This window comes from Streptomyces antarcticus (genome assembly GCF_026627255.1).
GTDB classification, from domain to species: domain Bacteria; phylum Actinomycetota; class Actinomycetes; order Streptomycetales; family Streptomycetaceae; genus Streptomyces; species Streptomyces antarcticus.
The window spans coordinates 43,244-56,700 of sequence record NZ_JAPNLM010000030.1 but is presented as its reverse complement, the minus strand read 5'-3'; the positions used below and the strand labels follow the sequence as shown (position 1 = coordinate 56,700).

11 protein-coding genes are annotated in these 13,457 nt (G+C 71.4%); 1 reads left to right on the top strand and 10 read right to left on the bottom strand.

The window, feature by feature from the left end; all coding sequences use genetic code 11:
• Positions 1 to 119: 119 nt before the first annotated feature.
• From OTB16_RS32705 to OTB16_RS32675, 7 genes are all read right to left on the bottom strand, one after another.
• Positions 120 to 314: a hypothetical protein gene (locus OTB16_RS32705; protein ID WP_267725510.1), complete on the bottom strand. Its 195-nt coding sequence runs from the start codon at positions 312 to 314 to the stop codon at positions 120 to 122.
• 124 nt (positions 315 to 438) lie between these two features.
• Positions 439 to 1,551 carry a hypothetical protein gene (locus OTB16_RS32700; RefSeq protein ID WP_267725508.1) on the bottom strand — a complete coding sequence of 371 codons (1,113 nt, stop codon included), beginning with the start codon at positions 1,549 to 1,551 and terminating at the stop codon, positions 439 to 441.
• 58 nt (positions 1,552 to 1,609) lie between these two features.
• Positions 1,610 to 1,903: a hypothetical protein gene (locus tag OTB16_RS32695; protein ID WP_267725505.1), complete on the bottom strand. Its 294-nt coding sequence runs from the start codon at positions 1,901 to 1,903 to the stop codon at positions 1,610 to 1,612.
• A 172-nt stretch (positions 1,904 to 2,075) separates the two neighbouring features.
• The gene (locus OTB16_RS32690; protein ID WP_267725503.1) at positions 2,076 to 4,187 is read right to left on the bottom strand and encodes a hypothetical protein; all 2,112 of its coding nucleotides are present in this window, start codon (positions 4,185 to 4,187) and stop codon (positions 2,076 to 2,078) included.
• 17 nt (positions 4,188 to 4,204) lie between these two features.
• Positions 4,205 to 4,705, bottom strand: a complete 501-nt coding sequence (locus OTB16_RS32685; RefSeq protein ID WP_267725501.1) for a hypothetical protein — start codon at positions 4,703 to 4,705, stop codon at positions 4,205 to 4,207.
• A 1-nt stretch (position 4,706) separates the two neighbouring features.
• Entirely contained in the window at positions 4,707 to 5,402 is a 696-nt protein-coding gene (locus OTB16_RS32680; protein ID WP_267725499.1) for a hypothetical protein, read from the bottom strand.
• A gap of 155 nt (positions 5,403 to 5,557) precedes the next feature.
• Positions 5,558 to 7,666, bottom strand: coding sequence for an ATP-binding protein (locus OTB16_RS32675; RefSeq protein ID WP_267725496.1), 2,109 nt, complete (start codon positions 7,664 to 7,666; stop codon positions 5,558 to 5,560).
• A gap of 692 nt (positions 7,667 to 8,358) precedes the next feature.
• Here OTB16_RS32675 and OTB16_RS32670 point away from each other — a divergent pair.
• A complete protein-coding gene (locus tag OTB16_RS32670; protein WP_267725493.1) occupies positions 8,359 to 8,598 on the top strand; it encodes a hypothetical protein in 240 nt (79 codons plus the stop codon).
• A 272-nt stretch (positions 8,599 to 8,870) separates the two neighbouring features.
• Here OTB16_RS32670 and OTB16_RS32665 read toward each other — a convergent pair whose 3' ends face one another.
• The 3 genes from OTB16_RS32665 to OTB16_RS32655 all read right to left on the bottom strand — a co-directional run bounded on the left by OTB16_RS32665 (position 8,871) and on the right by OTB16_RS32655 (position 13,401).
• Positions 8,871 to 9,731: a hypothetical protein gene (locus OTB16_RS32665; protein ID WP_267725491.1), complete on the bottom strand. Its 861-nt coding sequence runs from the start codon at positions 9,729 to 9,731 to the stop codon at positions 8,871 to 8,873.
• A complete protein-coding gene (locus OTB16_RS32660) occupies positions 9,728 to 10,528 on the bottom strand; it encodes a ParA family protein (protein ID WP_267725489.1) in 801 nt (266 codons plus the stop codon). The genes OTB16_RS32665 and OTB16_RS32660 overlap by 4 nt, the downstream gene beginning before the upstream one ends.
• A 191-nt stretch (positions 10,529 to 10,719) precedes the next feature.
• Positions 10,720 to 13,401, bottom strand: a complete 2,682-nt coding sequence (locus OTB16_RS32655; RefSeq protein ID WP_267725487.1) for an ATP/GTP-binding protein — start codon at positions 13,399 to 13,401, stop codon at positions 10,720 to 10,722.
• Positions 13,402 to 13,457 lie beyond the last annotated feature (56 nt).

Sequence of the window (13,457 nt, the reverse complement as noted above, 5' to 3'; positions counted from 1 at the left end):
GGCAGCCGGGCTGAACACGGCGAGGCCCGCAGCGCTCGATCGCTGCGGGCCTCGCCCTTGTCCTGCCTCGCCGCGGGGCCGCATCGTGAAACGGGCCTCGCACGGCGGTCATGCGGTCGTCAGCGCTGTTCCGTCTCGCGGTGCAGGAGCTGGCGCAGGAGGCCCTTCAGCTCTTCCTGGCCCTTCTCCAGCCGGTCGAGCGAGGCGGTGTGGTTGGCCAGCGCGACCGTGTGCTCGGTCTGCCGGTCGATCACCCGCTGGAGCTTCTCGTTCAGGATGCGGGCCATCTCCTGGCCGATCGGGTCTTCGGGCATCAGGTCTATCCCTCGTGTCGGTGACTCCACCAGTGTGCCGTACCCGGCGAGCCGACCCGTCACCTGCGCCGGACCGGCCTCTGGGCATCCCGGGACGCCCGGCGTGGGGGGCGTCCCGGGCTGGCTACTTGTCCTTGGGCTTGCGCTGGGAGTGCGCGGCAATCCCGCCAGAGACGTTGTTCGGGGCCTTCTGGGTTCCGATGCTGCTGGAGCGCCCGGCGCCGCCTCCTGCGCCCCCTCCGCGTTCGCCGTGGGCGCTGATGCCGCGCATGACGCCGGTGGCCGCGGACGCGGTGGCGGTAACCGCGCGTGCGGTGCCGCCGGTGGCCTTGGCTGCGCCCCGGGCGACCTTCACCGCGTCGCCGACCGCAGGCACCTTCCACACGAGGTAGACGGCGACTCCGAGCGCGATGAGGGTGATGGCCAGGCCGGTGACGACGTTGTTCGTGTCCGGGCTGCTCTGCAACGCGGCGGCGAGGCCGATGACGATCACGATGACCGGCTCGACGGCGATGAGCGCGAACATCACGCCGGCCCACCGGCGGGTGTGGCCCCACCAGTCCCGGTCGACCAGGCCCGCGTAGATGACCACGGAGAACAGGGCGCCGACGTACAGGCCGAGGGCGCGGATGACCAGGAGCAGCCACAGGGCCCCGCACAGGGCGATCGTGGCGATGGAGACGATCAGCAGGATGAGGGGGCCGCCGCCGACCTTCCCGGCCTCGAGGTTCGAGCCGAGGGACTCGAAAAGACCGTTGGGGTCGGAGCCGAGCGCGGACACCAGGACGTCGGTGACGGCGGAGGTCGCCCCGATGACGGTGTAGAGGACCAGCGGGGTGAACGCGGACGCCGCGACCGCGAGCCAGAGCAGGCTGATCGCCTCGGACATCGCGGTCGTCATCGGCACGCCGCGGATGGCGCGCTTGGCGACGGCCAGCAGCCACAGCACCAGCACCAGGATGGTGGAGGCGGCGAACACCACGGCGTACTGCTGCAGGAAGGACTTGTTGGTGAGGTCGACGGCGACGCCGTCCCCGCCGACGAGCTTGCCGAGCTGGGAGGCAGTCCAGTGCGCGGCCTTCGCGGCGGACTGGGCCAGAGAGGTCAGGGGGTCGAGTGCGGCGAGGGGTCCGTCGGTGGGCGTGCCGGGCAGGACGCCTCCTCCGGTACCGGTGCCGGGTTCGCACGCCTCTTTGATGGGACCCACGATGTTGTCGCAGGGCTCGGCGAGCAGCATCAGCAGACCCCCGCGGCGGTGGTGTCAGTCATCAGAGTTCCCCCTCGGGTGGTCACGGTCAGTGCAGGGTGCGGCGGGCGGTGCGAAGTTGGGTGGCGGCGGTGACCGAGGCCTGGCCGGCGAGGTGGAGTGCCGCCGCGGTCTGGCGGGTCTGCGGGGCGGCCGGGTCGAGGGCGGCGGCCATCTGCTGGAGCACGGTGGCCATCGCGTCGGATACCCGCAGCAGGTCCTCGGCGGCCTGGCGGACGGTGTGCGGGTGGCCCCATTCGGCGCGGCCCGCGCGGACGTCCTGGACGAGCCGGTCGAGTGAGTCGGCGGCGACCCGGGCGTACTGGGCCGGATTGTGCGTCATCAGCCCTCCAGGCCGGGGGGTCGGATTGATGCGTCTGATGCGTCATCGCAGGTCACAACCTGAGTGTGATGCGTCTGGGGCTGACGCATCGACGCATTGTGAAAACTGCCCGCGACGCATCGGGATGCACCGCCGACGTACCACGACGTAACGCTGACACATCGTGGACGCATCACGACAGGGCGCCTTGGATGTCCGCGAGCCTGTAGCCGGCGGGCCGTCCGCGCGGGCCGTCGACGCGTACGGTCGCCACCGTCAGGCCGGCGGCCTTCAGCTGCGACTGGATGGTTCGCCCGATCATCAGGAGCCGGTTCGTCTTCCCCTCCCACTTGCCCCAGGTGGCCGGGTCGGCCGCGAGCAGGTACTCGGCCAGCTGCGAGATGGTCAGCACCTCCGGATCACTGTGGGTAGCGAAGGCGGCCAGCAGGTGGGCCGCGATCGGGGGAAGCTGCCGGGGTGTGCCGCCTCCCGGGGGAGCGGGAGCGCCGGCGGCGGAGGGCCATGTCAGGGTGGGCAGCCCGGCGTCGACCCGCTCCCGGGCGCGCGCGGCGGCGGCGCCCGCGTCGAGGTAGCTGACGTAGCGCAGGACCGGTTCCTTGTGGCGGGGCGCGACGCAGTAGTACTGCCCCGCGTCGGCGATCTCCCATTCGCCCGGGGAGGGCACCAGGAGGTGCGGGAGCCAGCCCCGGGACACGGCGTCCGACTGGCCGACGACCAGGGGCACGTCGGCCAACCGGCACGACATGAGGATGCGGACGCCGAAGGAGTCGGCGACGGCGTCACCCATCATCTGCTCGGTGGCGTCCTGCGTGCAGGCCACCAGGGTGACCCGTGCCTTGCGGCCCAGCCGCATGAGTTGGAGCGCGATCTGCTTGCCCTTCGGGGTCAGCAGGGGGAACTCGTCCACGAAGCCGATGACGGCCGGCTGGGCGGGCGTCACGGGCATGTTGTCCTCGGTGGGGCCGAGGGCGCTGATGCGTGCCTGGGCGAGCGCGAAGAGGTAGGCCAGCTCCTGCTCGGCCTCCTCCGGCGTACGGGCGGTGCGCACGGCACAGGCCCCCAGCGGCCCCAGCCCGCGGCCGGTGGGGTCAATGTCCACGACGACAGCGTCGGCGCAGGCGGTGGCGTAGTCCGCCAGCGCCCGGACCATGCCGGATTTGCCGCCGCCCATGCGCGCGACGATCAGGATGCTCTGGCCCGCCAGCACGACCGGGGTGTGCTCCCCCTCGATCGACACCCCGATGGAGAACGGGTCGGTGATCGAGCAGGACCGCGGAGCCCGGACCGGGTAGGCGGGCGGGTTGGCGAACGGATCGCGGGTCAGGATCTGAAGACGGACCAGCGCTGCGTCGTCCGGGTCGGCCGCCTGCGCCAGCATTCGGGACTCGCCCACCCGTAGCGTGGTGGCGAGCGGCTTGAGGAGGCCGATAAGCTGCCCGGCCGTACCCGACTCCAGGACGAGCGGGACCTTCCACCCGTAGGCCGTCTCCTCCGGCACCATCACCTCGGCGACTTTCGCCCGCTCCTTCTTCAGCGCCAGGCGGACCGCCTCGCGGGCCTGGCGCGGATCCCGGCCGGCCTCGCGGATCGCGAACGGCTCCGGCTCCGGGTCGGCGGCGAGCTCCGTGTGAGCCGGCGCGTTCGGCGGGATGAACAACAGCTTCGGCACGGCGGGGCGGCGCGGCTTCGGGTTGCGGCCGGACCCCGCGGCTGCGATGGCGAACACGGCGACGGCGGCCAGGGCGAGAAGCAAAGCGGCGGTGGCGGAGACCCACCACAGGCCGGCCCAGACGCTGCCGAGGCCGAGGATCCAGGCGGTGGCCGCGAGGTGGCGGCGGGAGCGGACCTGCCCGCGGCCGATGTGCAGCATGGACGGGGTGATCTCCAGGTGGTGGAACTCCTTCTGCCCCATGCGCATCTGGAGGGACGCCCACTGCATCATCCGGAACGAAATCGCGGGGGAGGCGCCCATACCGCCGCCGCCGTACCCGCCCCCGTACCCGCCGCGCTTGTGGCGCTGGCGCTGGGCGTTCATCTGCATCATCTGCGCCTGCCGCTGGAACTTCTGCTGCTCCTTCAGGAGCCCGATGTTCTGCTGCACCTCTGCCCTGTTGCGCTGCTGGAACCGCATCCACGTCCGGTACTGGTCGTTCAGGACGTAGTGCGCGACGTGGGTGTCCGTCCAGTCCTCGGTCCGCCACCAGCGGCCCCACTCCGCGCGCAGATGCGCCGCTCCCGCTCCGATCCCGCCATCTCTGCCGCTGGTGCTGCCCGTGCCCGCCACTGCTTCCGCTCTCCCGCTCAGATCGTGTTGACGAGGATGTCGCCGACCGTATTGCCGCTCGTGCGGATCAGGCCGAGCGCCATACCGATCAGACCCGCCGAGGCACCCAGCCACACGCCGACCAGGGCCCCGCGGATCAGCGGGCTCTTGAGGTCGTAGCGGCCCGACTTGATCAGGCCCGCGTACAGGGCGAGCAGGCACAGCCCGGCGATCGCGCCCCCGACACCGACCTTCTCCCCGCCGGTCATCGGCGTATGCGAGGCGGCGTTCGCGACCGCTCCGGTGGCTCCCTCCAGCGCGTACGTGCCGACGCCGTTGCCGAGCGCGGCCGCGGTCCCGCCCATCACCCCGAGGACGCCTCCGCCCAGGAGCAGCAGGGCGGCGATCGCGACCCCGGCGAAGAAGTGCACCTTGGGTGTCGGGTCGCCTCCGCGCCACCGGCCGATTTGGTAGAAGAGGCAGACGAGTCCGAGTGCCACCGCACCGATCCCGCCGGCCGCAGCCCCGGTTGTGTTCATCTCACGCTCCAGTCAGCCAGTTGAGTGCCCAGCTGCCGCCGACGCGGAGCAGGGCGATAACGAACGCCCAGGCGGCCACGGCCACCAGCAGGCGCAGCAAATATCCGATGTAGCGGGCCTGCCAGGCCCGCACGGCCAGGACGGTCAGCCCCCGGAAGATCGAGCCGACCAGGCCCGCGAACAGGTTGCCGATCGGCAGGACCATCACCGCCAGGCCGACGAGACCGACCAGCAGCAGCCAGCCCAGCGGCGCGAAGATCCCGTCCTCGGACACCGCCCGGGTCATCCGCCCCACGGCGCTCTCACTGCGCCACGTCACCAGCAGCGCAAGGAGTACCGCCGGGATGTTGTACTTCAGGCCCAGCCAGCGCAGGTCGAGCCCCCGCCAGCCCTGCTCGGCCGGCGTCGGCGGCGGGCCGTCCGGCGCGGGCAGGTGGGCGGAGACCGCTTCCCCGATCTGCGCGCCGATCTCCCAGGCGGCCTCCCGGGCCTCCTGGCCTTCGCCCGCCCAGGTGTCCTGCCACTCCTGGCGGACGTCCGGGTAGCGCCACCAGTCGGTGACCGCCGGATCGCCCGCAGGGTCAGCCGGCTCGGGCTCCGGCGGGTAGGCCGGGCGCGGCGGCGGGACCTTCGGTGCGGGCGGGTACGGCGCGGACCCGTCGGCCGGCTCCCAGCCGGCCCCCTGACCAGTCGTCATCAGCCCCCCTGACCTCGGTCACCAGCCGAAATCTACGTCCCGCCGCCGACGACGGCACCGTGCTTGCGCAGGTCAACGAGCCTTCACCGGCCACTGATTCGCGGCAGAACGGGCCAAAATGGTGCGGACCGAAATCGGGAGTTGGCCGGATGACGTCAGATCGTCAAGTTGACCAGCAGCGGCGCCGCCCGCTCCCCGCGCACGGAAGTCAGCGACAGCACCGCGTGCCCCGGCGGCACCGCGTGCGCGAGATCGGACGCCGACCACCGCTCCCGCTCCACCTGCCGCACCGTCACCGCGTCCGTGGTCACCGCCTTGCCCGTGACGAGCTTGCGGAAGGAGTGGATCGCCCGCGTCATCGGCTGGTCGGCGAACACCGTCCGGTGCGTGACATCCCGCGTCTCCACCCACTCCGTGCCCCAGGCCTCCGCGAACCGCTGCCCGTCCCACGTCGTCACCCCGGAAAACGCCATCCGGCACCCCACCGCCCCCAGCAAAGGCGTCCGCAGCGCCTCCGGGACCTCCTCCAGACTCCGCAGCGCCAGCAGCACCCCCGCGTTCGCCGACCGCAGCCGCTGCACCCCGCGCAGCGTCCCCGGCGTCAGGGTGTGCGAGGCGTCGTCGAAGGCCAGGAACGCGAACAGGGAGCGGTCGGAGCGCACCGCCGCCGCGGCATTGAACTGGGCGAGCAGCAGACGGGCCAGCATCCGTGAGGCATCCGCGTGGCCGCTCTCCGGCAGATCGATCCGCACTCGCAGCGGATGCTCCAGCGCGGCCATCGAGAACGGCCGGCTCTTCCCGGTCGTGTCGAAGAACCCGGCGAAAGCCGGCCGGTCCAGCAGCGCCACCCGGTCGGCCAGGACAGGCCCCGGATCCCCGGGTGCCCCATGGGTGCGGACCCGGGCGTCGAGCTCACGGAGCATGGAGTGGTGCCCCGCCTCCTGCAGTGCCTGCCGCAGCGCGTCCACCGGCTCCGTCAGCAGGTCCAGGAGCTCCCGCAGTTCCGATACCGCCGGGAAGCGGCCGTACGCCGCCCGGAACGGCCCCAGCAGCTGCGCCAGCGCGGTCGCCGCCCGCCGCACGTCCATCCCCGCGACGTCGCCGACGAACCCCTCCGCCAGCAGGATCGCGGCCTCATCCGGATCCACCGATCCGGCGTACAGGTCGAGGTCGTACGCCGAGGCCGCATCACCGATCCGCACGACCACGTCGAACCCGGCGTCCGGCCCCAGCTGTACGCCGGCCGCACCGACCGCGACGACAGCGGCCTGCCCGGTGAGCGCCTGGAGCGCGAGCGACTCCACCACCGGCCGCACCAGCCGGCCGGTCTTCCCGCTCCCCGACGGCCCGACCGCCACCAGCGAGGTCCCCAGCACACCCGGCTCCAGCGCGAACCCGGTCCCACGCCGCGGGTACGGCGTGCGCGCACCCGGATCGACGCTGCCGAGGAGAACCTGCCGGTTGACCAGGTCGTGCCGCGCCGCCCGCACCGGCAGGTCCCGCGCCCCCGACGGATGCAGACAGGCAGCCGCCCCCTTGTCGCGTACGGAACCCTCGAAGGGCCGCATCCGCGAGGCGTCGGCGCGCACCCCCTCCCAGGCCCGCCGGATCCGCAGATAGTCGACGTCGTTCATCCGTCCGGACTCCGCCTCGGCGGCCAGCCGGTCGGCGGCCGCGGTCAGTCCCGCTGCGCGCAGCTGTGGCCAGCCCGCCGGATCCTCAGGCGCCGCCACCGCCACCGGCACGGGCGGGGACTGCGCCGCGGTGGCGGCCGGGCGGCCGACGATTCGGCGCAGCAGTTCGGGCCACCGTCCCAGTCGGCCGAAGCCGAAGACCAACCCACCGCCGACGATCGCGTACCAGATCCACCCTGCCGTCACGAAGGACTGCGTCCCGCGCCAGGAGTCGGGGGTGAACATCAGCAGCGGCCAGATCCAGAAGCTCCCGAGGTAGCCGTTCCACAGCAGGGACCACAGCATTAGTCCGGCCAGGAGGGAGATCAGCGCGCCGCTGATCAGCTGCCGGGTCGGCGTGGACTCCGGCTCCTCGGCGGCGCGAGGAGCATGCCCGTACCGCCATACCCCCGCCTCGGCATCCGGCCGCGGCACCCTCAGCCACTCGGCGATCGTCGGCCCGTTCCCCGGCATCCCGACCGGCGGCGCAAGGGAGGCTCCGGGAGCGCTTGGTGGTGAGACCGGCCGCGGCGGCGGGCCCGCCGGCCGCGGAACCCGGTGCGAAGTGTCGTGGCTGCCGTCGGCGTCCATAGCCCCCCCTTGCTCCGTGCTGTGCAGCCGCTCAATGTAGTGGCCCACCGCACAACCCCGCCCGCCCAGCCGGGGATGGGTCAACTCTCGGCCGGACCCCCGCCCTCGCCGAGCACCCGCCGCTGCCCTGCGGCATCCGGCAGGGTGCTACGTGCGGGTGCCGCCGACGGTTCGCCTTCGGCAGCAAGGCGAGCCCGGCGCGCAGCCGTCGGCTGTGCCGGTGGAGTAGCGGGACGGGGGCCGGTGCCCAGCGGGCGACGCTCGATCATCCCGCCAGTGTCCCGCCCCAGGCTCTGTCGGCGAACCCCGCCCCGACCCGTTCTCCGCCCTCCGTGAAGCCTTGGCCCCAACTATCCGGAACGCGTGATAGTCGCGACCCTGTTGTGCCCTCAGGCTGGTCCCATGGCGAGGGTCGAGCAGCTAGAGGTGCCGGTGTGTACGGCGAACGGGAGAAACCGACTGCCCGGTCGATCGGGACGCCTGCACAGCAATCTGGGTCCGGGCGTAACATCCGGCCGCCATCACCCCACAACACCTTCGTGAGGGACGGGCGCCTACACGTTCCTCGGTCCTCATTCAAGGCGCGCAGCCCCTGCTCTCGCCGTCACTCCGAGACTTTAGGGGGCGGCTTGTGCATGCTCCGCGTTCCAGACCTGCGGACCGCCCGCAGGCTTCCACGGGAGGGAACCGCAATGTCCACCACCGACCCCCAGCAGCAGTCCCCGCTTCAGCAGGTTGCGCCTCGGCCGGCTCCGCGCACTGACCCGCTCGTGCTGCTGCTCCTGGTCCTCGTTGTCGCTCTGACCCTGGGCGCCGCCGCCTACCTCTGCCTGGCCCACCCGCCGCTGACCGCGCCGATCGCGGCAGTAGCTGCGGTGGCGACAGCCCTGGCCGGTGCCCTCGGGCCGCTGCTCTCCGGCCGGAGGCGTTGAGGTCACGACGTGGTCAACCCAATAAGGTGCCCGCGCGCACGCGGGGAGGCGAGCGTGCTGTGCGGTCGAAGGCTGCGCGAAGGAACGAGAGGGGGCTGGCGCCAGACGGGCAGCCTAATCGCCTGCGCAGCGTCCCTCGGCACGCGCGTCTTCTGTGCTGCGTGAAGCGCTGCGATCGTCTCTCGGCTGGGCCGTGACAGCAGATAGCAGAGGCGCCCGTCCCTCTCGGGACGAGCGCCTCTAGTTTTGTGCTGGACCGCTTGGGCCGCAGGCTACGGCCCGTCGTTGATCAGACCATCAACAGGGGCCTCGCCGGGATTGGGAAGCGCTTGCTGGGCCAGCTTTCGGCCCTCGTGGATTCGACGCTCGATCTTGCGGATCTCCGCTGCGGCTTCGTCCATCAGCTGTAGTGCCTGCGCGGGGTCCCGCTCGACGAGGGCCCGGACGTTGGCCGGGGCCACAGCTTTGTAGACCGCACCGACGTACGCGAGGGTGTTCGTCACCGGCAGTGCCGACGAAGCGCTCGGCTTCGACTGGCCGGGGATCGCCGGGAGGAACCCCAGCTCGCGTGCCGCATCGGTCAGGGAGGCGGCGGTCAGTTTCCCTGACTCCTTGGCCAGCTCGAGGAGCGCCTGGGCTTCGGCGGGCCCTTTGGCGTCGTATACCGGCCGCAGGATCGCGGCGTGCGAGGCGACGAGAGGGTGCCCAGCGGCTTCGATCAGCGGCCTGATGGCCAGGAGGTTTTCCGCATCGGTGATGAGGTCATAGACGTACTGCCGGTTGATGCCGACCTTCTTCGCGTACTCACCGATGCTCGTGTAGCCGCCGGCCTTGAATCGGTCGTCCTCGATGAGGGCTTTCAGTACGGTGCCGCGCTGGATCGTGCCGACCATCTTGGCCGCCGCGATCGACGCGAACTCAGCCCCCTCGGCGTTGGCGTAGGCCGCGTCCAGAGCCTGGAACTGCTCGGAGGCCGTCTTTCCCACCAGGGTGCTGGCGTCGAACCCGCTCGGTACCAGCTGACGGGCCTCTGCCGGCGGCTGGTGCTCAGTGGGGACGGCGGGATCGACTCCAGAGTCAGCAGCTTTGGCCAGGCGGCTGGCGCCCGCTGCCACGAGGTTCTTCGTGCTCATACCGACTCCCCTACGGCCGTGAGGATCCTGTCGTATGCCGTGGACAGGGCCAGTGCTTCCTTGCCGGGCTGACCTGTGACGGGAACACACGCGAAGCGCGTTGCCTGGCGTACGGCGTGCCTCGGGATGGCCAAGTCGTCGCGGTAGAGGTCGCCGTACGTGGCGGCGAGGTGCTTCCCTATGGCGTCGCCGAGGGTGGACTTTCCTCCGGGGACGATGGAAGGCACGATCGCGACGACCTTGAGGCCGGGGTTCATGGTCTGCTGGACCATCCGGATGGTGTCCATGGCCTCGGCGGCTCCGATGCGGCCGTCCTCGTCGAGCGTGGCGGGGATCACCACGTGTGTGGCGGCGACCAGGCCGCTGGAGACGAGCTTGCCGCCGGCGCGCGGCGGGAGGTCGAAGACCGTGAAGTCGTCGTCGCCGTCGACTCCGTTCAGGCTGATGCGGAGGCGGAATTCCAGGCCGGCGGACGGGTCCGTCTCGCGGTGCGCCAGCGGGCGCTCCGATGCCAGGACACGGACGCCGGACCATGCTTCGGAGGCGTTGGTGAACGCATCGGCGGCCAGGCCGCTCTCCCCCTTGGGGTCCATCGCCAGCAGGTCGTTCATGGTGAACGCGGCGTCGATGGCGCCGAGCTCGGCGGTGAGGGTGCCGCGTGGGTCGAGGTCTCCGGCGAACACCACTCCCGGCTGTCCCTCCATCCTCCGCTTACGGGCGGCAGCCGCGAGGCCCGCGGCAAGAGCGCTCTTTCCCACACCGCCCTTCTCGCTGTAGGAGGCGACTCTCGTGCCCATGTCTGTCCTTCCGTTACAGATCGTCTGGCGGAAGCGTACCGAGTGCCGAGGCGGATTCCAGGCGTGCCGACAGGCGCTGTCGGAAAAAAACGACAGCCGACCGGTCAGGCGACGTGGCTGCTAGGCCCGTTGGGATTCCCACTGTCGGAAAAAAACGACAGCAGGGTGGTGTCGCAAGGCGGCTTCGCCGGTCATGTCCGGCGTCCGAGCTGCGCGCGACGGGTAGTGACGAGGCTGCGCCACCGCGCGCGGGTCTGTTCCTCCGAGTCGATCCATCGAACGCAGGAGGGCGCGGGGAGGGGCAGGTCCGCCATGTAGGCGGCGATGTCGGCGTAGTAGCCGTAGTCGCTGTTCTCCCCCGTCAGGTTGCGGACCCGGCTGATGGAGGCGCCGACCTGGTCGTGCCCGTTGAGGACGGCGTGATGGAAAGCGGTGGCGAGTTCCAGGAGGGCGGCGGCCGCCACGATTCCGGTCGTGTCGATTTCGGCGCGCAGCATGCGGCAGCGGTCTTCGACGTCGGCGGTGGTATCGCCCGCGTCGCGTACGAGTGCGGCGACCTTCGTGGTGAGGGTGGTCGTGCGCAGGTTGAGCCCGGTGAGGAGCTGTTCGGCGAGTTCGAGTTCATCGGCGGCGCCCGCGGGGTCGGTGAAGGCGATGACGAGCGCGCGCTGAGCCTGTGAGGTGGCACGTTCGCCGGCGATGCCGTGTTCCTCCGCTTCGGTGCGGGCCGCAGCGTAGGAGGCGGCCGCGCGGTCCATGGAGGCCTGGACCCACCAGACGTCGCCTTCGACGCGGTGGTGGCGGCCTGCCCAGCCGAGCGTCCGGGCCGTGGCCAGGGCGGTGGGGAAGTCGCCGGCCAGGCGGGCGAGGTGGGCCAGACCGCGGCGGGCGGCCGGGGCGAGACGGCCTCCGGCCTCGGCGACGTGTTGCATGCCGTTCCGCGATTCCTGGGTGCGTCCGAGGTCGCGTTCGGCTTTGGCACGGTAGTAGACGCCCACGTCCCGAAGTTCGGGAGGCAGGAGCCCGCTGTCGATGACTGCGGTGAGCCTGCCGATGGAAAGAGTGCGGTGTTCGTGCTGGCGTCGGGAGAGTGTGCTGAGGAGTTCAACGAGGGCGTCGGCGGCCGTGGCCATCGCGTTCTCGGTCCCGGGCTGTGCGGGCGGAGCAAGGGGCTCCCATACGGAGTCACCGATGTAAGCCCAGGTGGCGTCGGTGAGCCAGCCGAGATCGAGGTGGTGGTCGCGGGCGACGGCGAGGCCCTGGCGCAGGCATCCGACCAGCAGGATGCGGTCGCGGCTGCTCGCTGCCGTCCACTGCGCGCCGAGCGCGGCGAGTGCGCGTTCGGCGGCCGCGGTCCAGTCGGCGGGGGTCCAACGGTCGTCGGTGGCGTCGTCGGCGGTGCGGATTGTGGACCGGATCAGCGCGTGCAGGTGGAAGGGCCAGAGGCTGAAGGGGTTCTCGCGGACGAAGGGCCGCTCGATGAGGCGCTGCGCGGAGGCCTGGTGGGCCAGGCCCGCGGTGTGGGTGGCCAAGCGGAGGTCGAAGGCGTCCAGGAGAGAGACAGACCGCAGGACGTGGCGCTCCTCTGCGCTGAGGTCGGAGAGGGTGCGGGCGATGAGGGCGGGGAAGTCGTGGTCGAAGTCGGCGGGGAGCGGGGTCCGGGTGCGGCGAATTTCCAGGAACCGCATGACCGACAGGTCGAGGTGCAGGGGCAGACCGTGAGAGCGGCCAGTGATCACGTCTCGGATCGGCGAGCTGATGAGGGGCCGGCCGTGGTGGGAGAGGCGCCGCGCGAGGTAGTCGTCGCAGTCCTCCGGGGCGAAGTCGCCGATCAGCACCTGGCGGTTTGGCCCCGGTGCCCGCCCCGCGGCGCGGGCGGCCGGGACGTGGTGGCGGCTGGCGAGGCCGGGCCAGGCCGCAGGCCCGGTGAAGTCGAGCTGGCCTTGGAGGGCCTCATCGGCCCACTGGAGCCGCGCGCGTCCCGTGATGACGAAGAACGCGTTCGGCATCAGCCATACCACTCGCTGGATCAAGCGCTCCAGATCGCGGTGGGTACGGTCCCCGATCTCCTCGAACGTGTCAAAGAGGACGACTGGAACGGCCTGCTTGTCCGAAGGGAGCTGGGCGAGCTCCCAGGCGAGGAGATGAGGGTAGAAGGAGAGCGCGTCCAGGTCCGGCTCGGCGTCCAGAAGGTCGGCAAGACGGACACAGCCGGCGAGCGCGCGGACGGTCTGGCGACGCTCACGCAGCGCCCTCACGAGGGACCCGGTGACCTGGCCGACGACGGAACCGACGGTGCCGGGCAGCAGCAGGGCCTGAGCGACGTCGGACAGCGCGGACTGCATCTGCTGAGACAGGCCCTTGCCGAACCGGGTCGCGAACCCGCCCCGGCTCACGTACTCCTCCAAGCTCTCGCCGGGATGCTGTGCCTCCCAGTACCGGCGCAGAGCCAGATCGAAGGCCGGCAGCGGCCGGCCGATCTCGGCGAGCGCGAGACGGATGGTCAGCACGATCCGCTCGAAGTCGTTGCCGGCGGAACGGGCGAGGTCGATCCGCACCGGCAGGATCCGGGTCTCGCCCCAGGAAGGTTCGCCCCACTGGACGGGCCGCGCCTCCGCCCCGGCGAGAGCCGCCTCGAGCTTGCGGGAAAGGGTCGTCTTACCGATCCCGCCGACGCCGTGGAAGACGACGACGTTGGCGCGGGAGGCCTCGAGGTCCTCGACGTCGAAGTCCGGACGGGCCACGCGGTGCAGATGCTCGCTCAACGCGGCCGCGACCACTTCCCACTGGGTGTGCCGGTTGGTGAACGCCTCCGCGGTCTCCAGGCTCCGGTCGTTCGTGCTGAACAGCGCCCGCAAGTCCCGACCCGCCACGGCAGCCCCCATAGTTGATCACTGGATTCCCAACCTATGCCCGCCGTGGACCGCTT

What these genes read in the sequence shown, in the direction of transcription:
- OTB16_RS32705 (WP_267725510.1), bottom strand. Translation starts at nt 314, where the DNA reads ATGCCCGAAGACCCGATCGGCCAGGAGATGGCCCGCATCCTGAACGAG.
- OTB16_RS32685 (WP_267725501.1), bottom strand. Translation starts at nt 4,705, where the DNA reads ATGAACACAACCGGGGCTGCGGCCGGCGGGATCGGTGCGGTGGCACTC.
- OTB16_RS32680 (WP_267725499.1), bottom strand. Translation starts at nt 5,402, where the DNA reads ATGACGACTGGTCAGGGGGCCGGCTGGGAGCCGGCCGACGGGTCCGCG.
- OTB16_RS32675 (WP_267725496.1), bottom strand. Translation starts at nt 7,666, where the DNA reads ATGGACGCCGACGGCAGCCACGACACTTCGCACCGGGTTCCGCGGCCG.
- OTB16_RS32665 (WP_267725491.1), bottom strand. Translation starts at nt 9,731, where the DNA reads ATGAGCACGAAGAACCTCGTGGCAGCGGGCGCCAGCCGCCTGGCCAAA.
- OTB16_RS32700 (WP_267725508.1), bottom strand. Translation starts at nt 1,551, where the DNA reads ATGCTGCTCGCCGAGCCCTGCGACAACATCGTGGGTCCCATCAAAGAG.
- OTB16_RS32660 (WP_267725489.1), bottom strand. Translation starts at nt 10,528, where the DNA reads ATGGGCACGAGAGTCGCCTCCTACAGCGAGAAGGGCGGTGTGGGAAAG.
- OTB16_RS32670 (WP_267725493.1), top strand. Translation starts at nt 8,359, where the DNA reads ATGTCCACCACCGACCCCCAGCAGCAGTCCCCGCTTCAGCAGGTTGCG.
- OTB16_RS32695 (WP_267725505.1), bottom strand. Translation starts at nt 1,903, where the DNA reads ATGACGCACAATCCGGCCCAGTACGCCCGGGTCGCCGCCGACTCACTC.